16 protein-coding genes, 5 tRNA genes and 2 pseudogenes are annotated in these 23,583 nt (G+C 64.6%); 15 read left to right on the forward strand and 8 right to left on the reverse strand.

Annotated elements, in window-relative coordinates; all coding sequences use genetic code 11:
* Positions 1–24 precede the first annotated feature (24 nt).
* The 7 genes from uvrC (at position 25) to SOM28_RS00695 (ending at position 3,465) form a co-directional block, all read left to right on the forward strand.
* Positions 25–1,899 (forward strand): excinuclease ABC subunit UvrC, encoded by a 1,875-nt coding sequence (uvrC, locus tag SOM28_RS00665; RefSeq protein WP_320467306.1) that lies wholly within the window; start codon positions 25–27, stop codon positions 1,897–1,899.
* A 300-nt stretch (positions 1,900–2,199) separates the two neighbouring features.
* Positions 2,200–2,778, forward strand: coding sequence for a CDP-diacylglycerol--glycerol-3-phosphate 3-phosphatidyltransferase (pgsA, locus tag SOM28_RS00670; protein ID WP_123067614.1), 579 nt, complete (start codon positions 2,200–2,202; stop codon positions 2,776–2,778).
* Between the two features lie 87 nt (positions 2,779–2,865).
* Positions 2,866–2,941 (forward strand) — tRNA-Gly (locus SOM28_RS00675).
* A 67-nt stretch (positions 2,942–3,008) separates the two neighbouring features.
* Positions 3,009–3,084 (forward strand) — tRNA-Gly (locus tag SOM28_RS00680).
* 47 nt (positions 3,085–3,131) lie between these two features.
* Positions 3,132–3,207, forward strand: a tRNA-Gly gene (locus SOM28_RS00685).
* A gap of 31 nt (positions 3,208–3,238) precedes the next feature.
* Positions 3,239–3,314: transfer RNA gene (locus SOM28_RS00690), tRNA-Gly, on the forward strand.
* 77 nt (positions 3,315–3,391) lie between these two features.
* Positions 3,392–3,465 (forward strand) — tRNA-Cys (locus SOM28_RS00695).
* 264 nt (positions 3,466–3,729) lie between these two features.
* Here SOM28_RS00695 and uca read toward each other — a convergent pair.
* Together uca and atzF are read right to left on the reverse strand one after the other, a co-directional pair.
* A complete protein-coding gene (gene uca / locus SOM28_RS00700; protein WP_320466850.1) occupies positions 3,730–7,314 on the reverse strand; it encodes an urea carboxylase in 3,585 nt (1,194 codons plus the stop codon).
* A 43-nt stretch (positions 7,315–7,357) separates the two neighbouring features.
* Entirely contained in the window at positions 7,358–9,163 is a 1,806-nt protein-coding gene (gene atzF, locus SOM28_RS00705; RefSeq protein WP_123069638.1) for an allophanate hydrolase, read from the reverse strand.
* Positions 9,164–9,342: 179 nt separating this feature from the next.
* Between atzF and SOM28_RS00710 the strand changes: the two genes are divergently transcribed.
* From SOM28_RS00710 to urtE, 6 genes are read left to right on the forward strand one after another with little or no spacing between them, the layout of a single operon-like run.
* On the forward strand, positions 9,343–10,452 hold the full coding sequence (locus SOM28_RS00710) for a porin (protein WP_123069637.1): 1,110 nt from the start codon (positions 9,343–9,345) through the stop codon (positions 10,450–10,452).
* Between the two features lie 33 nt (positions 10,453–10,485).
* On the forward strand, positions 10,486–11,742 hold the full coding sequence (gene urtA / locus SOM28_RS00715) for an urea ABC transporter substrate-binding protein (protein WP_320466851.1): 1,257 nt from the start codon (positions 10,486–10,488) through the stop codon (positions 11,740–11,742).
* A 40-nt stretch (positions 11,743–11,782) separates the two neighbouring features.
* Entirely contained in the window at positions 11,783–13,348 is a 1,566-nt protein-coding gene (urtB, locus tag SOM28_RS00720; RefSeq protein WP_320467307.1) for an urea ABC transporter permease subunit UrtB, read from the forward strand.
* Positions 13,345–14,472, forward strand: a complete 1,128-nt coding sequence (urtC, locus tag SOM28_RS00725) for an urea ABC transporter permease subunit UrtC (RefSeq protein ID WP_123069635.1) — start codon at positions 13,345–13,347, stop codon at positions 14,470–14,472. The genes urtB and urtC overlap by 4 nt, the downstream gene beginning before the upstream one ends.
* Positions 14,469–15,248, forward strand: a complete 780-nt coding sequence (gene urtD / locus SOM28_RS00730; RefSeq protein ID WP_123069634.1) for an urea ABC transporter ATP-binding protein UrtD — start codon at positions 14,469–14,471, stop codon at positions 15,246–15,248. The genes urtC and urtD overlap by 4 nt, the downstream gene beginning before the upstream one ends.
* A 5-nt stretch (positions 15,249–15,253) precedes the next feature.
* Complete coding sequence (gene urtE, locus SOM28_RS00735) at positions 15,254–15,952, forward strand: urea ABC transporter ATP-binding subunit UrtE (RefSeq protein ID WP_123069648.1); 699 nt, start codon at positions 15,254–15,256, stop codon at positions 15,950–15,952.
* Here the strand turns inward: urtE and SOM28_RS00740 are convergent.
* The 6 genes and pseudogenes from SOM28_RS00740 to SOM28_RS00770 all read right to left on the reverse strand — a co-directional run.
* Positions 15,949–16,881, reverse strand: a complete 933-nt coding sequence (locus SOM28_RS00740) for a response regulator transcription factor (protein ID WP_123069633.1) — start codon at positions 16,879–16,881, stop codon at positions 15,949–15,951. The genes urtE and SOM28_RS00740 overlap by 4 nt on opposite strands.
* Positions 16,865–20,212, reverse strand: coding sequence for a hybrid sensor histidine kinase/response regulator (locus tag SOM28_RS00745; protein ID WP_320466852.1), 3,348 nt, complete (start codon positions 20,210–20,212; stop codon positions 16,865–16,867). Before SOM28_RS00745 ends, SOM28_RS00740 begins: the two co-directional genes overlap by 17 nt.
* A 167-nt stretch (positions 20,213–20,379) precedes the next feature.
* A pseudogene (locus SOM28_RS00750) lies at positions 20,380–21,057 on the reverse strand (IS6 family transposase); the annotation flags it as partial.
* 608 nt (positions 21,058–21,665) lie between these two features.
* Positions 21,666–22,040: a helix-turn-helix domain-containing protein gene (locus tag SOM28_RS00760; RefSeq protein WP_123072083.1), complete on the reverse strand. Its 375-nt coding sequence runs from the start codon at positions 22,038–22,040 to the stop codon at positions 21,666–21,668.
* A complete protein-coding gene (locus tag SOM28_RS00765; RefSeq protein WP_320466853.1) occupies positions 22,030–22,242 on the reverse strand; it encodes a type II toxin-antitoxin system HigB family toxin in 213 nt (70 codons plus the stop codon). The genes SOM28_RS00760 and SOM28_RS00765 overlap by 11 nt, the downstream gene beginning before the upstream one ends.
* A pseudogene (locus tag SOM28_RS00770) lies at positions 22,239–22,346 on the reverse strand (type II toxin-antitoxin system VapB family antitoxin); the annotation flags it as partial. The pseudogene SOM28_RS00770 and the gene SOM28_RS00765, both read right to left, overlap by 4 nt.
* 242 nt (positions 22,347–22,588) lie before the next feature.
* Between SOM28_RS00770 and SOM28_RS00775 the strand changes: the two are divergent.
* On the forward strand, positions 22,589–22,729 hold the full coding sequence (locus SOM28_RS00775) for a hypothetical protein (protein ID WP_320466854.1): 141 nt from the start codon (positions 22,589–22,591) through the stop codon (positions 22,727–22,729).
* Between the two features lie 335 nt (positions 22,730–23,064).
* Positions 23,065–23,340: a transcriptional regulator gene (locus SOM28_RS00780; RefSeq protein WP_148043991.1), complete on the forward strand. Its 276-nt coding sequence runs from the start codon at positions 23,065–23,067 to the stop codon at positions 23,338–23,340.
* Positions 23,341–23,583: the final 243 nt, after the last annotated feature.

The raw sequence follows: 23,583 nt of genomic DNA on the forward strand, positions 1-23,583 counted from the left end.
CGCCTGTCGGACGCGCGCGAGGAAATGCGCGCCGAAGCCAACCGCGAATTGAGCCCGAAGGTGGAGGCCGACGTGCGCGCGCAAGTGCTGGCCGTCGTCAACCGCCTGCCGGGGCTGCCCGGCGTCTACCGCTACTTCGATGCGGCCGACAATGTGCTCTACGTCGGCAAGGCGCGCAACCTCAAGAACCGCGTCTCGAGCTACTTCCAGAAAAACCTGTCGAGCCCGCGCATCGCGATGATGGTGTCGCAGATCGCGCGCCTGGAAACGACGGTCGTCAGCAGCGAGGCCGAAGCGCTGATCCTGGAAAACAACCTGATCAAGACGCTCAAGCCGCGCTACAACATCCTATTCCGCGACGACAAGTCTTACCCCTACATCAAGATCACTGGCGGCGAGGCGCCGCGCATGGCGTATTACCGCGGCGCGCTGGACAAGAAGAATCAGTACTTCGGTCCTTTCCCCAGTGCCTGGGCAGCGAAGGAATCGATCCAGCTGCTGCAGCGCGTCTTCCGGCTGCGCACCTGCGAGGACAGCGTCTATGCGAACCGCACGCGGCCCTGCCTGCTGCATCAGATCGGCCGCTGCAGCGCGCCCTGCGTGAAACTGATCGCGCCGGAGGACTACAAACTCGACGTCGAGAACGCGGCGCGTTTCCTGCGCGGACGCCAGAGCGAGGTGATGGCCGACCTCGAGCAGAAGATGCAGGACTACGCGATGGAGCTCAAGTTCGAGCAGGCCGCGTCGGTGCGCAACCAGATCCAGGCGCTGTCGAAGGTGCTGCACGCGCAAAGCATGGAGACCACGGGCGACGCCGATGTCGACGTCATCGCCGTGGTGGTGCAGGGCGGGCGCGCCTGCGTCAACCTGGCCATGGTGCGTGGCGGCCGTCACCTGGGCGACCGCGCCTATTTCCCGAGCCACGTCGGCGAATCGCTGGGGGAATGCCCGATCGAAGTGGAGGTGCTGTGCGCCTTCCTGGCCCAGCACTATGCCGGCCAGTTCATCCCGGGCACCCTGATCCTGAACGTGGAATTCGACCAGCCCGAGCTGATCATGGCCTTGCAGGAGCAGTGCGGCCACCGCATCAGCCTGGTGCTGCAGCCGGGTGGCCAGCGCCGCCAGTGGCTCGAGATGGCCTGCAAGGGCGGCGAGATCGCGCTGGCGCGCCTGCTGTCCGAGCAGGGCTCGCAACAGGCGCGCACGCGCGCGCTGGCCGACACCTTGCAGCTCGACAGCGAAGACCTGGACGCCTTGCGCGTCGAATGCTTCGACATCAGCCATACGGCGGGCGAGGCGACGCAAGCGTCGTGCGTGGTGTTCCACCACCACCAGATGCAGAACGGCGAATATCGCCGCTTCAACATCAACGGCATCACGCCGGGCGACGACTACGCCGCCATGCGCCAGGTCTTGACGCGCCGCTACGAAAAAGTGGCGGGCGGGGAGGGCGTGATGCCCGACATCGTGCTGGTCGACGGCGGCAAGGGGCAAGTGGAAATGGCGCGCCAGGTATTTACGGAGCTGGGGCTGGACATCTCGATGATCGTCGGCGTGGCGAAGGGGGAAGGGCGGCGCGTGGGCCTGGAGACCTTGATCTTCGCCGACGGCCGCCCGGCCCAGGAACTGGGCAAGGAATCGGCGGCGCTGATGCTGGTGGCGCTGATCCGCGACGAGGCGCACCGTTTCGCCATCACCGGCATGCGCGCCAAGCGCGCCAAGGCGCGCCAGGCCTCGCGCCTGGAAGAGATCGAAGGCATCGGCGCCAAGCGCCGCCAGCGCCTGCTGGCGCGCTTTGGTGGCCTGCGCGGGGTGGTCGACGCCAGCGTGGAAGACTTGATGACGGTCGAGGGGATTTCGAGCGCGTTGGCGGAAGAGATTTACAGGCAGTTGCATTAACTAGCGACCCACGCACGTCGCTCCCACGAAGGTGGGAGCCCAAGTCGTGAGCGCCGCCAGTGTTGCCGGGCCTGAGCGGTGTACTCAAGCTTGGGGGAAATAGTGCCAGTGGCGCTATTTCCGCCTGCGCGGGAACGACGTGCTTGCTCTGTTTATATGCCTCACGTCAACCCGCGATGTCTGTCGGACGTTGAGCTTTCAGGCGCTCAATTGGGAGCATACAGATGAGTCAACTGGCCCAAACCAGCATACCCATGTAGACTAATGGCCAAGCATTTTTCCACGGTAATCAGCTCTCTCATGCCCTTCAATATACCGATTCTCCTGACCTGGTTACGCGTCGCGCTCATTCCCCTCGTTGTCGGATTGTTCTATCTTCCTACTGACTGGATGACGCTCCACGAGCGCAATCTGGCGGCCACCGCCGTCTTCATCGTCGCCGCCATCACCGACTGGTTCGACGGTTTCCTGGCCCGCCGCTGGAACGAAACCTCGGCCTTCGGCGCCTTCCTCGACCCGGTTGCAGACAAGCTGATGGTGGCCGGCGCGCTGCTGGTGCTGGTCCAGCTCGACCGGGTGGACGCGATCATCGCCGGCATCATCATCGGCCGCGAGATCACCATCTCGGCCCTGCGCGAATGGATGGCCCAGATCGGCGCCACGCGCTCGGTGGCGGTGAGCTCGATCGGCAAGATCAAGACCGCTGCCCAGATGACGGCAATCCCGATGCTGCTGTTCCATGACCGCCTGTTCGGCATCGACATTCACTTCTGGGGCGAGTACCTGTTGTGGGTGGCGGGCGTGCTGACGGTGTGGTCGATGTTCTACTATCTGCGCCGCGCCTGGCCCCTGATCAAGGAGAAGGCGGGGGCGATTTAATTTGTTTCGTGGCATCCTTGACGTACAGAATAGAATCTCTATAATGCCTGCCTGTTGCGACAACAACGCAACAGAATGAAAGACGAAGCGGGAGTAGCTCAGTTGGTAGAGCGCAACCTTGCCAAGGTTGAGGTCGAGAGTTCGAGACTCTTCTCCCGCTCCAAAGATTGCAAAGCTGTAAAGCGATCTTGGAAAAACGTCAAAGTTCTGTCATAATCGTTGTTCTGTACGCGGGAGTAGCTCAGTTGGTAGAGCGCAACCTTGCCAAGGTTGAGGTCGAGAGTTCGAGACTCTTCTCCCGCTCCAGTTTTCTGAACTGGCGCTGCAGTCGGTAGTAAATTGTAAGGCTCCATGCGGGAGTAGCTCAGTTGGTAGAGCGCAACCTTGCCAAGGTTGAGGTCGAGAGTTCGAGACTCTTCTCCCGCTCCAGGTTTTGCAAGATAAGTGGTAACACTCCTAAGCGGGAGTAGCTCAGTTGGTAGAGCGCAACCTTGCCAAGGTTGAGGTCGAGAGTTCGAGACTCTTCTCCCGCTCCAGAATTCAGGAAGATCCTTTCTTCCCTTGTTGATGTGCTTCATAACCGTTCACATCGATCAAGCGCACTATATCCTCTGGCGAGGTAGCAAAGCGGTTATGCAGCGGCCTGCAAAGCCGTCTAGACGGGTTCGACTCCCGTCCTCGCCTCCAGATCCTCATAGTACGGGCCCCGTTGGGGCCCGTTTGCATTGGGTTCAACACCACACGCCAAGTGTGTGCACCACACCTGATAACGGCCAAATGGCCGTCGCTTGGCCGTTTACATTTCGACCCAGGTTCTATGGTAGCGGAGCCACGTTAAAGTTGAGAGGTTGTCATCCCGCTAGCTTACAAAGCTTTGCGGACTACGGTAAGTTGACAGTACCGGCCTGGCGCGTGCTGGCGCCGAAGCGGCGCGTGCGTCGCGACTGACTCTCACGCTACCTCGAGCGCGAACAGCGCCTGTCCCGCATCGACCATTTTGCCAGCGCGGCAATACACTGCCGTTACCGTCCCGGCGTGCGGCGCCTGCACAGAGAACTCCATCTTCATCGCCTCCAGGATCGCCACCACCTGGCCGGCCTGCACCACTTGGCCGGGTTCCACCAGCAGCTTCCAGACATTGCCCGACATCTCGGCCGCGACCGCGGTGCCGGAGATATCGGACAGCGCCTGCACTTCTTCGTCCGCCTGGGCGCCAGCGCCGGCGTCTTCATGCCACAACGCCACTTCGGCCGTGAAGGCGGCCTGCTGGCGCGCCCGGAACTGCGCGATCGCGTCGGCATCCTGCGCCAGTTCGCGTTCGTGCGTGACCAGGTCGAACACCGATTCCTCGATGTGTAGCTGGGCACGTCCGGCGCGGAAGTCATCGCGGAACGCCTCGAGTTCAATCTCGCCCACCGGATAGAAGCGCACCCGATCGAAGAAGCGCAGCAGCCAGGGCTGGTCGCCAAACTGGCGGTTATGGAGGAATTTATTCCAGATCGGTACCGTGCGCCCCACCAGCTGGTAGCCACCGGGCGAGTCCATCCCGTAGATACACATATAAATACCGCCGATGCCGACCGTGCCCTCGGCGGTATAGGTACGCGCCGGGTTGTACTTCGACGTCAGCAGCCGGTGGCGCGGGTCGAGCGGCACCGCGCACGGCGCCCCCAGATACACGTCGCCGAGACCCATCACCATGTAACTGGCGTCGAAGATGGCGTCACGCACGGCCTCGCGGCTGTCCAGCCCATTGATGCGCTGGATGAAGTCGACGTTGTTCGGCAACCAGGGCGCCTCGGCCTTTACGGTTTCGCGGTAGCGTTCGACCGCGCCGAGCGTGGCCGAATCCTCGAACGCCAGCGGCAGGTGCACGATCCGGCTCGGGACCTGCACGCCTTCGATGCCGGACAGTTGCGCTTCGAGCGCCATCAATCGCGCCAGCAGCGCATCCTGTGCCAACACCCGGCTGTCGTAGTGGATCTGCACCGAGCGCACCCCGGGCGAGAGTTCCTGCACGCCGGGTAGGCGCAACGCCTTCAATGCCTCCATCAACAGGTGGATGCGCAGCCGCACGCGCAGGTCCAGCACGTTGGGACCGTATTCCAGCAGGATGTACTTGTCGCCGGCCTGGCGATAAGCCACCGCGGGCCGTTCGCCATCGGCGGGCAGCGCGGCCAGCACGCAGCCGGTCGATACGGCTTGCTCCGACAGGATTGGCAGGGAAGGCAAGGGCGCGAGCGCGCGGATCGCCGCATCCTGGGCCAGTTCAAGCGCCAGGGCGTCTTCAAAACCGATGCGCCTGAAGCGGATCGTGTCGCCCGGCTTTACCTGGCCGACTTTCCACAGTTCAGCGCGCGCGATCGTCACCGGGCACACGAAGCCGCCCAGGCTCGGACCGTCGCAGGTCAGAATCACCGGCGTGTCGCCAGTGAAGTTGACGCTGCCGATCGCGTACACGCAGTCGTGCACATTGGACGGATGCAGGCCGGCCTCGCCGCCGTCGCTGCGGGTCCATGCGGGCTTCGGACCGACCAGGCGCACGCCCAGGCGGTTCGAGTTGTAGTGCACCTCGTAGTCGGTGGCGAAGAAGGTCGCGATGCTGTCTTCGGTGAAGAAGTCCGGCGCGCCGTGCGGGCCGTACAGCACGCCGATGTCCCAGTGACGCCCGTACGCCGGCGCCTGCGCCATTCCCTGGGGTATCGGCAGGGCGTCGGCGTCAGGCCCGGGACGGCAGATCGGCAGCACGTCGCCCACGCCCAGCGTGCGCCCGGCATGACCGCCGAACTTGCCCAGCACGAAGGTCGACTTGCTGCCCAGGTAATCGGGCACATCGAGGCCGTGGCGCAGTGCGAGGTAACTGCGGCAGCCGCTGGTTGCGCGTCCCATGCGCAGCACCTGGCCGGCGCGCACCGGGACCGGCTGCCACCAGGGCAGGGGCAGGCCACCGTCCAGCGTCGCCTCTGCCGGCGCGCCGGTCAAGGCAATCAGCGCGTCGCCGTGAAAGCGCAGGGTCGGGCCCTGCAGCGTGCATTCGAGGCCGGCCGCACCTTCGTCGTTGCCGACGATGCGGTTGGCCAGGCGAAAGGCCAGGTCGTCCATCGGGCCTGACGGCGGCACGCCGATGTCCCAGTAGCCGGCGCGTCCCGGGTAATCCTGCACGGTGGTGTAGGTGCCGCCTTCGAGTACTTCGACCAGCGCCGATTCGTGGGTGTAGGTGTCGAGGAAGCCGGTCGAGACGCGGCCTTCGGCGAAGGAGCTGCTGGCCAGGATGCCGCGCAGGTAGTCGAGGTTGGTGGCGCTGCCGTGCAGGCGGGTCGCCTCCAGCGCGGCCAGCAGCTTGCGGCGTGCATCTTCGCGGTCGGCGCCGTGGGCGATGACCTTGGCGATCATGGGATCGTAATGGGCCGATACCTCGGTGCCGGTGCGCACCCAGGTGTCGACCCGTACGCCTTCGGGAAAGGCCACCTCGGTCAGCACGCCCGGCGCCGGCTGGAAGTTGCGCGCCGGGTTTTCGGCATAGATGCGCACTTCGATCGCCGCGCCTTGCGGCGTTGCCAGGTCGTCGAAGGAGGGCGGCTCGCCGGCCGCGATGCGCACCATCCATTCGACCAGATCGAGACCGGTAACAAGCTCGGTGATCGGATGCTCGACCTGCAGGCGTGTGTTCACCTCCAAAAAATAAAAGGCGTCGCGCGCGCCGTCGTAGATGAATTCGACGGTGCCGGCCGAGACATAGTCCACCGCCTGGCCCAGGCGCACTGCGGCGTCCAGCATGGCGGTGCGGGTGGCGGGCGGCAGGAGCGGCGCCGGCGTTTCCTCGACCACTTTCTGGTTGCGGCGCTGCACCGAGCAATCGCGCTCGCCCAGCGCCACCACGCGCCCGCGGCCATCGCCGAAGATCTGCACCTCGACGTGGCGCGCATCGGCGACGAAGCGCTCGATGAAAACGCCGCTGTCCTTGAAGAAGTTCTGGCCCAGGCGCTGGACCGAGGCGAAAGCCGCATCGAGTTGCGCTGCGTCGTCGCAGCGCGACAGCCCGATGCCACCACCGCCGGCGGTGCTCTTGAGCATGACCGGATAGCCGATACGTTCGGCGGCGGCGCGTGCTTCGTCGAGATCATTTAAAAGACCGGTGCCGGGCGTGAGCGGCACCCCGGCGGCCTGCGCGATCTCGCGCGACGTGTGTTTCAGGCCGAAGCGGCGCACCTGGCTGGGCGTCGGCCCCACGAACACGATGCCTGCTGCAGCGCACTGTTCGGCGAATTCGGTGTTTTCGGACAGGAAGCCGTAGCCGGGAATGATCGCCTGGGCGCCGGTCTCGCGCGCGATGTCCAGGATGCGTTCGCCGCGCAGATAGCTCTCGGCGGCGCTGTTGCCGCCCAGGGATACTGCGACATCGGCGGCGGCGACGTGCAGGCTGTCGCGGTCGGCGTCGGAATGGACGGCCACCGAGCGGATGCCCATCTTCTTGAGGGTGCGCGCGATGCGCACGGCGATTTCGCCGCGGTTGGCGATCAGGACGGTGTGGAACATGGTCGGATACTCCAGTCAGGGATCAAGCCCGGGAAACGTCGTTTTAGCGCGTGGCGATATAGGCGCGCCAGCCGCCCAGCGCCGTGATGTCCTGGGCGCCGGCAGTGGCCCACGATTCGCAGACGAAGCCCTGCACGCTGCGGCCGTCGGCCAGTTCCAGCGTGCCGATGCCCAACGGCGCCGGGATCAGCGCCACGAAGGAACCGAAGCGTTCGACCGGCATCGCCCACAGTTCGACGGCGATCGGCGCGCCGGCGCCGATGCGCACCAGTCCCGGCTTGGGCGGCACGGTGCCGGGCAGCGCATACAGGCGATAGGCGCTGGACGTTTGCGTCGCTTCCAGCAGCACGGCGCCGCGCTCGGCCAGCTGCCAGTTAAGCGGCATGCCGGACAGGTGGGCGCCGACCACGGCCAGCACGACCTGGCCGTCGAGCGATGGCGCAGGGGGCATTGGCGCGGGAAGCGGCTGACCCGACGCACCGCGCAACCATGGTGACGCCGCCTGCCAGCTGCGCCCGAATTCAAGCAGGCGCGCCTCGTGCCAGCTCGGGGCGATCAGGGTGATCCCGGCCGGCAGGCCGTCGTTGCGGATCCCGGCCGGCAGGGCGATCGCGCTCCAGTCCAGCAGGTTGACGAAGTTGGTGTACACGCCCATGCGCGAATTGAGCGTGACCGGATCGGCCAGCACGTCGGCGATGGTGGGGATGGTGGGTGCGGTAGGCACCAGCAGGCCGTCCAGGCCCGCCATCAGGTTCTCGGCCTGGCGCGCCAGCGCCATGCGGCCGTATTCGGCTTGGTAGACGTCGACGGCGCTGAAATTGGTGGCGCGGCCGATGATGGCGCGCACGGTCGGATGGACGGATTCGGGGTGCTTCTGCATCAAGGGGGCGATTGCGGCGTAGCGCTCGGCCACCCAGGGGCCTTCGTACAGCAGCGCGGCGGTCTCGAATAGCGGCCCGAAGTCGACCGGTTTCAATTCGACGCCCAGTGCCTCCAGACGCTGCAAGGCGTCCAGATGCAGGCTTTCGGCGTTCGTATCGCCGAACCAGTCGTACGCGAGCGGCACGCCCAGCACCGGCCGCGCCGGCCATGTCACCGGCCGCGCCGGCGCATGCCGGGAATACGGATCCTCCGCATCGAAGCCGGCCATTACGCGCAGCGCCGCATCGGCATCGTCCACGCTCAGGGCCAGCACGGTAATGCAATCGAGCGTGCGGCAGGCCGGCACCAGCCCGCGCGTCGAGACCAGGCCGCGGGTCGGCTTCAGGCCTACCAGGTTGTTGTGGCCGGCTGGCACCCGGCCCGAGCCGGCAGTATCGGTACCGAGCGCGAACGGCACCAGGCCGCGCGCCACCGCCGACGCCGAGCCCGAACTCGAGCCGCCGCTGACGTACTCCGGATCGAACGAATTGGGTACTGGACCATACGGCGAGCGCGTTCCCACCAGGCCGGTGGCGAACTGGTCGAGGTTGGTCTTGCCGATGACGACCGCGCCGGCCGCTTCCAGGCGCGCGATGACGGCGGCGCTGGTCTCCGGCACGTAAGCGAAGTCGGGACAGGCGCAGGTGGTCGGCAGTCCGGCCACGTCGATATTGTCCTTGACCGCGAATGGCACGCCGTACAGGGGCAGGTCGCCGGCGCCGTCGCGCTGCTGCACCAGCCGTTCCAGGCGCGCGGCCAGCGCAGCGCCGTCGAGACGCGTGATCCAGGCTGGGTCGGCGTCATCCAGCGCAGCCACCAGCGGCGCCAGCAGGTCGGCCGGATTGGCGCCGTTCCGATAGGCGGCGGCCCAGTCGGCCAGCGTCCAGAACGCGGTGGAGAGAGGGGGGGCGCTCGGGTGATTGGTCATGGTTGTGCGTGATGGGTAAGTGATCGGTGACGGGACAGCTCTTCCGTGACCAGTATCCCGGCGCGGGAAGCCACCCTCAATACGCCAAGTGACGTATGTCCGAACCCGGCGCGGGTCGCTAATCTTTTCGCAACAGGAAACATTTCAGGCAATCCCGCCCACCCCACAACGAGGACCGCATGCGATCCACCTTCAAGCTTTCCGTTCTGCTGTGCGCCTGCGCCGCAGCCCAGGCCCAGGCCGGCGCGACGATTCCCATCGGTCCGGACCGTTCGGTCTCGGTCGGCTTCGGCTCCCGCGCCAGTTACGCCAGCGTCGAGGATGGCGCACCGGATGGCGACAGCCGCTCGCACGACTTCAACCTCGACAGCGGCCGCCTGTACTTCGGCGCCACCCTGAACAAGACCATCGGCGGCATGTTCAATACCGAATGGGACGGCGACCGGATCCGCGTGCTGGACGCCGCCGCCCAGTTCACCATCTCACCGGCGCTGAATGTCTGGGCGGGACGCCTGCTCTCGCCCAGCGACCGCGCCAACATGGCCGGACCGTACTACTCGCTCGGCGGCGGCTACTGGGCCGGCGTGGCGTCGCGCTACGGCTACAACGGCGGCATCTTCCGCGGCCGCGACGACGGCGTGGTCGTGTGGGGCAATGTGGCCGACGGCAAACTGGGATATTCGTTCGGCGCCTTCGAAGGCCGCACCTTCGGCATCGGCAGCCTGACCCAGGGCCAGGCGCGCGCCGCCGGCGTCGATGCCGGCGACCAGCCGATGTTCGCCGGGCGCCTGCAATACGATTTCTGGGACGCCGAGCCGGGCTACTACGGCACCGGCAACTACCTGGGCAGCAAGGACATCCTGGCGATCGGCGTCGCCGCGCGCTACCAGAAGGAGGGCGTGCTCACCGTGTCGGACGTCGGCAACTACACCGCTTGGAACGTCGACTTCCTGTTTGAGAAACGCCTGCCGGGCGGCGCGCTCTCCGTCGAAGCGGCGTACTACCACTACCGCAACGACGACGTGGTGCTGGCCGAGCAGGGCAAGGCCTGGTCGGCGGGTCTCGGCTACATCTTCGCCGTTAATGCCGGCGCCGGCCCGCTGCAGCCGTTCGTGCGCTACCAGCAGTTCCGTCCCGATACCGGATTGGACACACGCCAGAGCGACGCCGGCGTCAACTGGATCATCGACGGCTACAACGCCCAGCTTGGCGCGGTCTATTCGAAGACCCGGCAGGACACGTTTGCCGACCGTTCGATCTTCGCCGTCAACCTGCAAGTCCAGTACTGAGCGTGCCTTATTTCATCGACCAGGAGAATCACCATGCACCAGCGTCGCCAATTCATCACTCGCCTGACCCATATCGCCGCGGCCACCGCCCTCTTGGCTGGCGGCCTGCCGGCATCCGCGGCCGAGACCATCAAGGTCGGCATCCTGCATTCGCTGTCGGGCACCATGGCGATCTCGGAGACCACGCTCAAGGACGTGGCCCTGATGGCCATCGAGGAAATCAATGCGAAGGGCGGGGTGTTGGGCCGCAAGCTCGAACCGGTGATGGTCGACCCGGCCTCGAACTGGCCGCTGTTCGCCGAGAAGGCGCGCCAGTTGATAGCCCGCGACAAGGTAGCCGCGGTGTTCGGCTGCTGGACCTCGGTGTCGCGCAAGTCGGTGCTGCCGGTGTTCAAGGAACTCAATAGCCTGCTGTTCTACCCGGTCCAGTATGAAGGCGAAGAACTCGAGAAGAACGTGTTCTACACCGGCGCCGCGCCGAATCAGCAGGCGATTCCCGCCGTCGAATACCTGATGAGCAAGGATGGCGGCGGCGCGCGCCGCTTCGTCCTGCTCGGCACCGACTACGTGTACCCACGCACCACCAACAAGATCCTGCGTGCGTTCCTCAAGAGCAAAGGAATGAAGGACGAGGATATCCAGGAAGCCTATACGCCGTTCGGCCACGCCGACTACCAGACCATTGTCGCCAACATCAAGAAGTTCTCGGCGGGCGGCAAGACCGCGGTGATCTCGACCATCAACGGCGACTCCAATGTCCCGTTCTACAAGGAACTGGGCAACGCCGGCATCAAGGCAACCGACGTGCCGGTGGTGGCGTTCTCGGTCGGCGAAGAGGAACTGCGCGGCGTCGATACCCGGCCACTGGTTGGCCACCTGGCGGCCTGGAATTACTTCGAGTCGGTGAAGAACCCCGTCAACGCCGAATTCACCAGGAAGTGGAAAGCCTACGCGCTGGCCAAGAAGCTGCCGAATGCGCAGAAGGCGGTCACCAATGACCCGATGGAAGCGACCTATGTCGGCATCCACATGTGGGCACAGGCGGTCGAGAAAGCCAAGTCGGTCGATACCGACAAGGTGATCGCGGCGATGGCCGGCCAGACCTTCAAGGCGCCATCCGGCTTCACCTTGACGATGGACGCCACCAACCACCACCTGCACAAGCCGGTGATGATCGGCGAGATCAAGGCCGACGGCCAGTTCAACGTGGTCTGGAAGAGCAAGGCGCCAATCCGCGCCCAGCCCTGGAGCCCCTACATCAAGGGCAACGAAGCGAAGCAGAAGATCTGATGCACCAACGGTTGCGGGTCGAGGAGAGCGCCACATGACGATGCACGTATTACGGGTTCTGCTGGCCGCGCTGTGGCTGGTCGCCGGCGCCGCCTGGGCCACACCGGCAGGCGTGGCGCCGGCGCTGCTGGCGCCGCTGGCCGGCGACGACCCCGACGCCCGCGTGACGGCGGTGGCGTTCCTGGGTGCACTCGGCACGCCGCAGGCGGCGGCGGTGCTGCGCGCGCTGCAGGACGACGCGCTGTACGCGACCGCGGAGGGGGAAGTCGGCATCGCCGGTCCGGACCGCAGCCTGCCCGAGGGTGCAGAAACCATCATGGTCAACAACCGGCTGCGCGTGGCCATCGCGGCGGCATTGTCCGGCATGGACCTGGGCGCGCCGCAGCCCGCACGTCGGCTGGCAGCGGCGCGCGCCATGCTCGATGGCGAACCAGATCCGGCCCAGTCGGCGCCGGCGCGGCGCGCACTGGTTCAGGAGACCGATGACGAGGTGCGCGCGGTGCTGGCGCTGCTGGTAGCGCGCATTGGACTGCAATCGAACGACCCGGCCGAGCGTCGCACCGCCGCCGTGCAGCTTGGAGAATCGGGCAACGCGGCCCAGCGCCCGCTGCTGCAAGCCTTGCTGGAACCGGGCTTTGAAACCGACGAGTCGGTGCGCGTGGCCGCGGCCACGGCGCTGGCCGCCCTCGACAGCCGTCAGCGCCGCGCCGACCTGGCCGGCCGCCTGTTCCAGGGGCTGTCGCTGGGCAGCGTGCTGCTGCTGGCCGCGCTCGGGCTGGCGATCACGTTCGGCCTGATGGGCGTGATCAATATGGCGCACGGCGAACTGCTGATGATCGGCGCCTACACCACCTGGCTGGTGCAGTCGCTGTTTCGCCATTATCTTCCCGAGTCAGTCGATTGGTATCTGCTGGCGGCGCTGCCGGCCGCATTCCTGGTCGCGGCGCTGGCCGGCATGGCGCTCGAGCGCACCGTGATCCGCTGGCTATATGGCCGTCCTCTCGAGACCCTGCTCGCCACCTGGGGCATCAGCCTGGTGCTGATGCAGGGCGTACGCACGCTGTTTGGCGCCCAGAACGTCGAAGTCGCCAATCCGGCCTGGATGGCGGGTGGCGTGACCGTACTCGGCTCGCTCGTGCTGCCGTACAACCGCATCGCCATCATCGTGTTCGCGGCGCTGGTCACCGCCGCCGTCTGGCTGTTGCTCAACGCCACCCGGCTCGGTTTGTTCGTGCGTGCGGTAATGCAGAACCGGCGCATGGCCGACTGCGTCGGCGTGCCGACCGGCCGCATCGACATGCTGACCTTCGGCCTCGGTTCCGGCATCGCCGGCCTGGGTGGCGTGGCGCTGTCCCAGCTCGGCAACGTCGGGCCCGACCTGGGCCAGGCCTACATCATCGATTCGTTCATGGTGGTGGTGCTGGGCGGCGTCGGGCAACTGGCCGGCACCGTGATCGCCGCGCTCGGCCTGGGAGAGTTGACCAAGCTGCTCGAACCGTTCACTGGCGCCGTGCTGACCAAGATCGGCATCCTGGTCTTCATCGTGGTCTTCATCCAGCGCCGTCCGCAGGGACTGTTCGCGCTCAAGGGAAGGAGTGTGGAATGACCCATCCGACGCAAGCGCTGTTCTCGCGGCCGGCCCGCTATCTTCTCGTGGTGCTGGTCGTCGTGGCGGCGCTGCTGCCGCTGCTGCACCTGGTGTTCCCTCCCGGGCACACGCTGCACATTTCCGGCTACACGCTGGCGCTGGTCGGCAAATTCATGTGCTACGCACTTGCCGCGCTGGCGCTCGACCTGGTGTGGGGCTATACCGGCATCCTGTCGCTCGGCCACGCGCTGTTCTTCGCGCTCGGCGCCTATGCCCACGGCATGTACCTGATGCGCGCGATCGGCCGCGATGGCGTGTACGGCAGCGCGCTGCCCGACTTCATGGTCTTCCTCGACTGGCAGGAGCTGCCGTGGTTCTGGGCCTTTACCGACAGCTTCTGGTACTGCATGGTGCTGGTGGTGCTGGTGCCGGGCGTGCTGGCCTTCGTGTTCGGCTACTTCGCCTTCCGTTCGCGCATCAAGGGCGTGTACTTTTCGATCATCACCCAGGCGCTGGCCTACGCCTGCATGTTGCTGTTCTTCCGTAACGATACTGGCTTCGGTGGCAATAACGGCTTCACCGATTTTCGCCGCATCCTCGGCCACGACATCACCGCGCCTGGTACACGTGCGGTGATGTTCCTGGTGACGCTGGCCCTCCTGGTCGGCGCGCTGTGCCTGTGCCGCTGGCTGGTGGCGTCGCGCCTGGGCCGGGTGCTGCAGGGCGTGCGCGATGCCGAGCCGCGCCTGATGTTCATCGGCTACGATCCTCTGTGGTTCAAGCTGTTCGTGTGGACGCTGTCGGCGGTCCTGTGCGGCATCGCCGGCGCGCTCTACGTGCCGCAGGTCGGCATCATCAATCCGTCCGAGATGTCACCGGCGAACTCGATCGAGATGGTGATCTGGGTTGCGGTGGGTGGGCGCGGCACGCTGATTGGGGCGATCCTGGGCGCGTTCACCGTGAATGGCCTCAAGAGCTGGTTCACCGCCGCCTTCCCCGACCTGTGGCTGTTCGCGCTCGGCATGCTGTTCATTCTGGTCACGCTCTTCATGCCGAAAGGGATGTTGGGACTGCGCCTGCCGCGTCGGCGCGCCTCACCAACTGCTTTGAGGGAAAAACAAGCATTGGAGGAAGCCGCATGAGGCTCGCCCACGACGACGCGCTCGATACCAGCCACGGCGCGATCCTGTACCTGGAAGACGTAAGCGTCAGCTTCGACGGCTTTCGGGCCTTGAACCGGCTGAACCTCGACATCTCGGTCGGTGAACTGCGCTGCATCATCGGCCCGAATGGCGCCGGCAAGACCACGATGATGGACGTCATCACCGGCAAGACCCGCCCCACGGCGGGCAGCGCCTGGTTTGGCCAGCGCCATGACCTGGCGACGATGAGCGAGCACCAGATCGCGCGCGCCGGCATCGGCCGCAAGTTCCAGCGCCCGACCGTGTTCGAATCGCACACCGTGTTCGAGAACCTGGAACTGGCGCTGAAGACCGACAAGCGGGTGCGTGCGGCGTTGTTCGCGCGCCTGGATGGCGAACAGCGCGACCGCATCGACGCGGTGCTGCGCCAGATTCGCCTGGACGACCAGGCTTGGCGTCCGGCCGGCCTGCTGTCGCATGGTCAGAAGCAGTGGCTCGAGATCGGCATGCTGCTGATCCAGGAGCCGGCGCTGATCCTGCTCGACGAGCCGGTGGCAGGCATGTCCGACTTCGAGACCGAACGTACCGCCGAACTGCTCGACGAATTACGGGGGAAGCACTCGATCATGGTGGTGGAACACGACATGGGCTTCGTCGCCCACGTCGCGCGCCAGGACAAGGTGACGGTGCTGCACGAGGGATCGGTGCTGGCCGAGGGCCGCATGGACGAAGTGCAGGCCGATGAACGCGTGATCGAAGTCTACCTGGGGCGCTGACCATGATGCTGCAAGCCGATGACCTGAATCAGTACTACGGTTCTTCCCACACCTTGCGCGGGGTGTCGCTCGACCTGGCCCAGGGCCAGTGCCTGGCGCTGCTGGGCCGCAATGGCGTGGGCAAGACCACGCTGCTCAAATGTCTGATGGGCGTGCTGCCGCTGGCTTCCGGCCGGGTGCACCTGGGTGGGCGCGATATCACGCGCCTGGCGCCGCATGCGCGCGCCGCCGCCGGCATCGCCTATGTGCCGCAGGGCCGCGAGATCTTTGCGCGCCTGACGGTGGAAGAGAACCTGCGCATGGGCATGGCCGTGCTGCCGGGCCGCGCGGCGCGGCATATCGATCCCGAGGTGTTCGACCTGTTCCCGGTGTTGAAGGACATGCTGGGCCGCCGTGGCGGCGATTTGTCGGGCGGCCAGCAGCAGCAACTGGCGATCGCGCGCGCGCTGTTGCAGCGCCCGCGCCTGTTGATCCTGGACGAGCCGACCGAGGGCATCCAGCCGTCGATCATCAAGGACATCGAGCGCGTGATCAACCTGCTACGCGCGCGTGGCGACATGGCAATCGTGCTGTGCGAGCAGTACTTCGACTTCGCCCACGCGTTGGCCGACCGCTACGTGGTGCTGTCACGTGGCGCGGTGGTGGCGCAGGGGCTGCAGTCGACCATGGACGGCGACGACGTCAAGCGCCACCTCGCGATCTAACGCTGGCGCGCGCTGCGGGCCAGGGCCTGCGACGCTGCCGCCGTGCGCGTCTCGACGCCCAGCTTGGCGAACACGTGCTCCAGGTGCTTGTTGACGGTGCGCGGGCTGGTGCCGAGGATGTCGCCGATGTCGCGGTTGGTCTTGCCCTTGCTGACCCAGTGCAGCACCTCGGCTTCGCGTCGGGTCAGGGCGAAGCCGGCCATCAGGCCTTGGACTTGAGCGTCATCCGATTCTTCGCGCAGTACCAGCGTGAAATAGCCATCGTCCTGGGCCTCGGCCAGGTCGAAGGCGAGGCGGCGCGTGCCCTGCGCCAGTACCAGCGGTGGCGTTTCCTGGCCGGCCGCACGGGCACTGACGGCGTCCTGCAACCACAGCACCACGCGCGCCGGCATGCCGCGATTGGCATCGTCGGCAAACCAGGACTGCATCCAGGCGCGCGCCAGCGGCGTCTGCCAGGCGATGCGGCCATCCAGGCCCGCCACCAGCACCGCGTGACCGAAGGCGTCGAGCGCGCTGCGCGCCTCGGTCACCATGCTGGCGGTGCGCATATGGGCGCGGATCCGCGCCAGCACCTCGCTCTGGCGTACCGGCTTGGTGACGTAGTCGGCGACGCCGGCCTGGAATGCCGCCAGGATGTGTTCATCCTCGGTCAGGCCGGTCATGAACACCACGGGAATCGCGCGCGTGCGCAGGTCGGCCTTCAGGCGCCGGCATACCTCGAAGCCGTCCATCCCCGGCATCACCGCGTCGAGCAGCACGATGTCGGGAGACAGCGCGCAGGCGCGTTCGATCGCGGTGACGCCGTTGTTGGCCACCACCACCGAATAGCCCGATTCGTCGAGTGCATCGTGCAACACTGCCAGGTTCTCAGGGACGTCGTCCACGACCAGCACCAATTGTCCTGGTGGTCGTTCAATGGCTTGTAGCATGGGTCGCTCCCGTGTCGATCAGGCGTGTCATGGCGTCGAGGTCCAGGCGCGCCGCATGGCCGCGCATTTGGTCGACGAAGTCGTGGTGGGCCGCGCCGATCTCGGCGATGCGGTCGAGTTCTGCGCGGATGCCGCGCACATAGCCGGCCGTGAGCTGGGCGCGCAATCCGGCCAGTACATCCGGTGGCGGCAACTGCAGCGCACGCGGCGTTGCAACCGGCGCCGCAGCGGCACCCAGCCAGTCGAGCTGCAGACGCGCCCCGATCCAGTCGAGCAGCTCATCGACCTGCACCGGCTTGGTGAAAAAGTCGGCGGCGCCGATGCCGGCCGGATTCGGCAATCCCTTGTCGTAGGCATTCGCCGAGACGATCGCGATCGGCGCCAGGCAGGCGTGTTCGGTGCGCAGCAGGTGACTGGTCTCCCAGCCGTCGATGCCGGGCATGGCCAGGTCCATCAGGATCAGGTCGGGTGCGAAGCCGGCGTGGCGCTGCAGGCATTCGGCGCCGGATGCCGCCTGGCCGACCACGAAACCAAGGGGTGCAAGCAATTGGGCCAGCAATTCGCGGTCGTTGCGTTCGTTGTCGACCACCAGGATGCGGCGCCTCGGGCCGGCGTAACCATGACGCCGCACCGGAACGCTTGCGGGAGTGCTCGCGTCGTCCTGCATGTGTGGCAGCCGCAGGCGCACCGCGAACACGCTGCCGCCCGATTCGCCGGCGCGCACCGTCAACTCGCCGCCCATCAACTCGGTGAGCAGTTTGCTGATCGGCAGACCCAGCCCGGTGCCGGCGCTGTCCCCAAGGTCACCCGCGCTGCCGCGCGTAAACGGCTCGAAGATGCTGTCGATTTCCTCGGGCAGGATGCCGGGGCCGGTATCCTCGACCTCGAAGGTCGCCATATCGCGTGCATAGCGCAGCCGGAACGTGACGCTGCCGTGCGCCGTGAACTTGACGGCGTTACCGAGGATGTTGATCAGTATTTGCGACAGCCGCTTGCGGTCGGCCCGCACCAGCGCCGGCAGCGCAGTGTCGCATGCGTGGACGAAGCCCAGGCCCTTGGCCGCGGCCTGCTGCTCGAACATGCGCACCAGTTGGGCGACGAAGGCGTCGAAGCGCAGCGGACGCAAATCGACGCTGAGTTTTCCGCCCTCGATGCGGGCGATATCGAGCGTGCCCTCGATCAGCGACAGCAGGTGTTCGCCGCTGCCGCGGATGACGCGGATAGCCTGGCGCCGGTGCGCCGGGATTGTCGGGTCGTCGTCCAGCAACTGGGCGTAGCCAAGGATGCTGTTGAGCGGCGTGCGGATTTCGTGGCTGATGCCGGCGATATAGCGGCTCTTTGCCTGGTTGGCATGGTCGGCCTGGCGCTTGGCCTGCTGCGCTTCTTCCTGCGCCACGCGGCGGCTCTGGCTATTCAAGACTAACCACCAGGCGATGATCGCGCTCACCAGCAGCAGCGCCCCGAACAGTTTGATGAAGGCCAGTTGCAGTGGCCCCAAGAGGCGCGTGTCGCCCGCCTGGGCCAGCGCGTCGGCTTCGTGCAGGTAGAGCAGGCCAAGCAAGGCGCCGAGAAACAGCACCGTCACCGTCATCAACAGCAGGTAGTGACCGAGGCCGCCGCCCAGGTAGGGCCAACTGGCGCGTGGCAGCACCCAGCGCATCACCGCTTCCCACTGGACCGCGATGCGCGCATGCGGCTTGCAGGCGTCGTCGCAGCGCGCATCGAGGCAGCAGCACAGCGAGCAGATCGCGCCGCCGTAGGCCGGACAGTGCGCCATGTCTTCCTGTTCGTACTCCTTCTCGCAGATGCTGCATACGGTGCTGCGCGGCGGCTGGTCGCGCGGCTGGCGCGCCATGTAGTAGCGCCCGCGCGTGACGAACGCGATGGCCGGTGCGGCGATGAAGGCAGAGGTGAGGGCGATGAAGGCCGAAAAGGCCTGGGCAGTCACGCCGAACAGGCCACCGAAGGCGGCGATCGACAGCGTCGATGCGATCAGCATGGCGCCGACGCCGACCGGGTTGATGTCGTACAGGTAGGCGCGCCGGAATTCAATGCCGGGTGGGCTGAGGCCGAGCGGCTTGTTGACCACCAGGTCGGCCACCACCGCGGCGATCCAGGCGATGGCCACGTTCGAGAACAGCGCCAACACCAGGTCGAGCGCCCCGAACACGTCCATCTCCATCAGCAGCACCGCGATCAGGGCGTTGAAGCAGGCCCAGACCACGCGTCCCGGATGGCTGTGCGTCAGGCGCGCGAAGAAGTTCGACCACGCCAGCGAGCCGGCATAGGCATTGGTCATGTTGATCTTGATCTGCGACACCACCACGAACACCAGGGTGGCCAGCATCGCCGCGCCATGGCTGTCGAAGAATTCGCCGAAACCGGCCAGGTACATATGGGTCGGATTGACCGCTTCAAGCAGACTGGCGCCGCCCTCGATCGCGAGCAGCGCCAGCAAAGCGCCGGCCAGCATCTTGAGGATGCCGAGCACGATCCAGCCGGGACCGGCCACCAGCACGCCCAGGTGCCAGCGCAGCGTGGGTTTCTCTTGCGGCGGCATGAAGCGCAAAAAGTCGACCTGTTCGCCGATCTGCGTGATCAATGCCACGCCGACCGCCGTGGCGGCGCCAAAAGCGAGCATGTCGAATCCACCGTGGCCACCTTGTGCACCACCGAAGTGCAGCAGCTCGGCCGGCAATTCAGGACGTTTGATGAGGATGGCGATGAAGGGCAGCACCATCAGGCCCAGCCAGAGCGGCTGGGTCAGCATCTGGATGCGGCTGATCAGGGTCACGCCGTGGGTCACCAGTGGCACCACCGCCAGCGCGCTGACCAGGTAGCCGAGCCACAGCGGCAGGCCGAAATACAATTCGAGCGCATACGCCATGATGGCCGCTTCCAGCGCGAACAGGATGAAGGTGAACGAGGCGTAGACGAAGGACGAGATGGTCGAGCCGATGTAGCCGAAGCCGGCACCGCGCGTGAGCAGGTCCATGTCGACGCCATGGCGCGCCGCGTAATAGCTGATCGGCAGGCCGGTAAGGAAGATGATCAGCCCCACCGCCATGATCGCCCAGAAGGCGTTGATGAAGCCGTAGTGCAGGGCGATGGTGCCGCCGATCGCCTCCAGCACCAGGAAGGAGATCGCGCCGAAGGCGGTGTTGGCGACCCGGAATACCGACCACTTCCTGAATGCGCGCGGCGTGAACCGCAGTGCATAATCCTCGATGGTTTCGTCGGCCACCCAGGTGTTGTAGTCACGGCGGATCTTGACGATCCGCTGGACCGGGCGGGCGCCGGACGTATCTGGATGTGGTGCAGAAGCGCTCATGGGGCGAGGGAATGGTGTATTCCCCCCGATCCGTACGCAATTGTCATGCCAGAGCGCTCGGGGTGGCAGCAAGCCGTTACGCTGGTACTGTCAACTTGCTGAATCTAGAAACCGAGTTGTAGAAGCCGGGACAAACTGCCCCGGTCCGGGGAACGAAATGTGGCGGATTACACGTTCCTGCCTACATTGGTGACCTCATTCCAGATTGAAAATGCTTGGGTACGGACGTGTCGGTACTGCTGCGCCGACAGGCGGTTGCGCTGGCACTGGAAAACATTATTGATCGGGCCATGCGCTGACAGAAACCGCTGTGCATGGCCAGGTGACTTGAAGCGACGCATCTGTCGTTCGCATTGCCGCGTCGGTCGGTGCGAGAGTTCGGCCCGGTTATTCAGCCCCTTGTGCTGTCGATGCTCAACACCCGGCATGATCTGCACCCTGGCTGCGGCGTAACTCTTCAGTTTGTCGGTGACCAGTACCCGTGGAGCGTAACGCAGACCCTTGAGTAGCTCGCAGAAAAAGCGTTTCGCCGACTGCCGCTTACGCCGGCTCTGCATGAGAATATCCAGTACATGACCATCTTGATCGACTGCGCGCCACAGGTAATGGTACTTGCCCTTGATGGTGAGCACCACCTCGTCGAGATGCCATTTGTCGCCGCGCTGCGGCTGGCGCCGGCGCAGCGCATTGGCATATCCCTGGCCGAGCTTTAGCGTCCATTGACGGATCGTCTTATAGGTGACGATGACGCCGCGGCTGGCCATGAGCTCCTCGATGTCGCGAAAACTCAACGAAAACCGGAAGTAGAGCCAGACCACATGGCTGATGATCTCGCGAGGGTAGCGGAGCCACGTTAAAGTTGAGAGGTTGTCACCCCCGCTAGCCTACAACGCTTTGCGAACTTCGGTAAGTTGACAGTACCCTGTGTCTAGGCTACCTGGAGCACGAAGCCCGCCAAGCCAGGCGGCCCGATGGGCAGGTCGGGGTGCCGATCGGCTGACAGCCAAGGGAAGCTGATCAATTCGCTTCTTAGCAAAGTGGTCGAACGGCGAGCCGGTCAAGCCGTTTTTCGCTCCATTTGACGTGATTTCTCGGATTGTTCAGTAATCAAGAGGGCCTGCGAAATTTAGTGATCGTGAAGCGGCTGCCGACCAGCACCAAATTGGCCAGTACGAACAGCTGTGCAGTGTTTTGGCCAAGCCGCACTAGCGAGTTTTATGATGACGGAACAGGCTCTTGAGGACATAAACGGATGCCCAACCTTTTCCTGAACGCTCGGTTTTAGATGCCCTAACTATTCGGTTAGGCTTCCCAACTTGTTCTTGGGAAGAGTGAATCGCCCCGGCTTTCGTCGAGACCAGCTAATGTGAGTCAGGTTCAGATAGCCAGGCCGAATCTCGGAAGGCCTTTAGATGCTTTTCTTTGGAGATCATCTGCAGTCGGTACTAGACGATCACACAGCAGCAGTACGCTTGGGTGGCTGAATCAGTGCCTCGGCGGGTATGCCAAGTCCCTTATGCAGTCTCCAGATCATCGGAAGTGTCAAAGGACGTATCCGATTGAGCACTTCGAACACCCGGTTAGAGCGGCCGATCATCGGTTCGAGATCCTTGACAGTGAGGCCTCTCTGGTCCATCTGGAATTTGATGGCTTCGACCGGGTCTGCGACTTCCATGGGAAAGTGCTTTGCCTCGTAGGCTTCGACCAGTGTCGCAAGCACGTCCAGCCGGTCACCTTCCGGCGTGCCGAACTCGGCAGTCATGAGCGACTCGACTTCACGAAGCGCTGCCTGATAGTCAGCTTCGGTACGGATGGGCTTAATGTCCATAATGTCCCTCAATAGTTCGTGCATCGATGGCGTCGTATTGTTTATGCGTGCCGACGAACTTCACGAAAACGATCCCATACGGGTAGTTGATGGATGTAACCAGCCGGTGCTTGTTGCCAGCGATATTAAACACAACGCGTCCGTCCTTCAGAATGCTTGCCGTGCCAAAGTCGGCCTTGACGGCAGGTTCAATGCCTTTCATGTCGGGGCGTCTTCGACGTGGCGCGGAATGTCAGCCATACCAGGCGAGGCGCCACCCAAAGCGGCAAGCCTTTTGGCAGCCTGGACCCTGACAAACGTCTGGATGATCGATCAAGGATGAGGGCACAACCTTCACTCTCTGACCACGCGCAGTACTGAATGGCAGAGGTTCGCTCGAGACGCTAGATATCGTCATTGGTGATATCCGCGAAAAGGACCGCGCATACCACGCAATAGAGATATCACGATTCTGTATCTCGATGATCGGTAATCAAAATTGGATTTATATCAGTGGCGCTCATACACTGTCTACATCGCTCAATGCTAACGAATCCACAGGAGCTGCCATGAACACGCTGACCATTACCTCCCACGCTGCTTCTTCCAAAACGGTTGAACGCCACGTTGCGTCCTTCCTTGCCGGTTTGCGCCGGCTGATCGAACTCGCAGGCGCGCCCTACGTCGACAGCCCGCTGGCCCCACTGTAATCCTGGACGGTGCGTTCAGTACGGTCTGCACAAGGTCGAAACACCTATTGGGCATCACAAGCGGCGAAAAATACGGTTCTCGCCTGACTGACTGATTTCTGATGGCAAGACACGGCGCTGCAAAGCCATCTACACGGGTTCGACTCCCGTCCTCACCGCCAGATTTTCGCGATACGGGCCCCATTGGGGCCCGTTTGCATTGGGTTCAGCACCACACACCAGCCGTTCGCTGCAATGCAGGCAGGGGATCGACTTCAACTCTCCACGCTTCGGAACGGGCGATTCCTGCATCGTGCTAGCATGGGATTCGTCGTCACCACCATCGAGGAGCTGCCATGGAACTGATCGAGCCTGACGAGATGCTGCGATATGGGCAGGTCCTAAGAGCATGGTCGTGCGATCCTGCAGATTTTGAACTGCATGAAGTCGATACGACCGATCCGTGCAGTGACGAGTTGTACCCGTTCAAGGGTTATGTCGACATCCGTCGCAATTCGACTGCGCAGCGCAGGGAATATCCAACCGGCGACGGCACGGCATGGGTCGAGAGGTTCGAACGTGATCTGGCTGCAGGACGATTTGGCCAGGTCCGTTCGGCTGACGGATGCTGATGCGCCGACGTGTAATGTGTCTACGCGGCCAGAGCGCCTGCGCATGCGCCTTTGCCACGGCGCCGGCCTGGCCGCGCAGGCCGCTTGCCAGGAATTATTCGTAAATCGACGCCGAAATCACCGTCTACATGGCGCAACTGCTGTATGTTGGTTGCCTGACCTCGGGCTGCACGTCTGCCTTGCCTTCTCCAAGGAATTCCGACCAGATTCCCGGCCAGATGTTCGATCACACATGACCGCATG

The organism is Massilia sp. CFBP9026 (assembly GCF_034045165.1).
Classification (GTDB): domain Bacteria; phylum Pseudomonadota; class Gammaproteobacteria; order Burkholderiales; family Burkholderiaceae_D; genus Telluria; species Telluria arenae.

Bases quoted from the DNA above. Each gene is read 5' to 3' on its own strand.
- SOM28_RS00710 (WP_123069637.1), top strand. From the start codon at position 9,343: ATGCGATCCACCTTCAAGCTTTCCGTTCTGCTGTGCGCCTGCGCCGCA.
- uvrC (WP_320467306.1), top strand. From the start codon at position 25: ATGCGCGCCGAAGCCAACCGCGAATTGAGCCCGAAGGTGGAGGCCGAC.
- SOM28_RS00765 (WP_320466853.1), bottom strand. From the start codon at position 22,242: ATGAAAGGCATTGAACCTGCCGTCAAGGCCGACTTTGGCACGGCAAGC.
- SOM28_RS00775 (WP_320466854.1), top strand. From the start codon at position 22,589: ATGAACACGCTGACCATTACCTCCCACGCTGCTTCTTCCAAAACGGTT.
- urtC (WP_123069635.1), top strand. From the start codon at position 13,345: ATGACCCATCCGACGCAAGCGCTGTTCTCGCGGCCGGCCCGCTATCTT.
- uca (WP_320466850.1), bottom strand. From the start codon at position 7,314: ATGTTCCACACCGTCCTGATCGCCAACCGCGGCGAAATCGCCGTGCGC.
- SOM28_RS00780 (WP_148043991.1), top strand. From the start codon at position 23,065: ATGGAACTGATCGAGCCTGACGAGATGCTGCGATATGGGCAGGTCCTA.
- pgsA (WP_123067614.1), top strand. From the start codon at position 2,200: ATGCCCTTCAATATACCGATTCTCCTGACCTGGTTACGCGTCGCGCTC.
- urtB (WP_320467307.1), top strand. From the start codon at position 11,783: ATGCACGTATTACGGGTTCTGCTGGCCGCGCTGTGGCTGGTCGCCGGC.
- SOM28_RS00760 (WP_123072083.1), bottom strand. From the start codon at position 22,040: ATGGACATTAAGCCCATCCGTACCGAAGCTGACTATCAGGCAGCGCTT.
- SOM28_RS00740 (WP_123069633.1), bottom strand. From the start codon at position 16,881: ATGCTACAAGCCATTGAACGACCACCAGGACAATTGGTGCTGGTCGTG.
- urtD (WP_123069634.1), top strand. From the start codon at position 14,469: ATGAGGCTCGCCCACGACGACGCGCTCGATACCAGCCACGGCGCGATC.
- SOM28_RS00745 (WP_320466852.1), bottom strand. From the start codon at position 20,212: ATGAGCGCTTCTGCACCACATCCAGATACGTCCGGCGCCCGCCCGGTC.
- urtA (WP_320466851.1), top strand. From the start codon at position 10,486: ATGCACCAGCGTCGCCAATTCATCACTCGCCTGACCCATATCGCCGCG.
- atzF (WP_123069638.1), bottom strand. From the start codon at position 9,163: ATGACCAATCACCCGAGCGCCCCCCCTCTCTCCACCGCGTTCTGGACG.
- urtE (WP_123069648.1), top strand. From the start codon at position 15,254: ATGCTGCAAGCCGATGACCTGAATCAGTACTACGGTTCTTCCCACACC.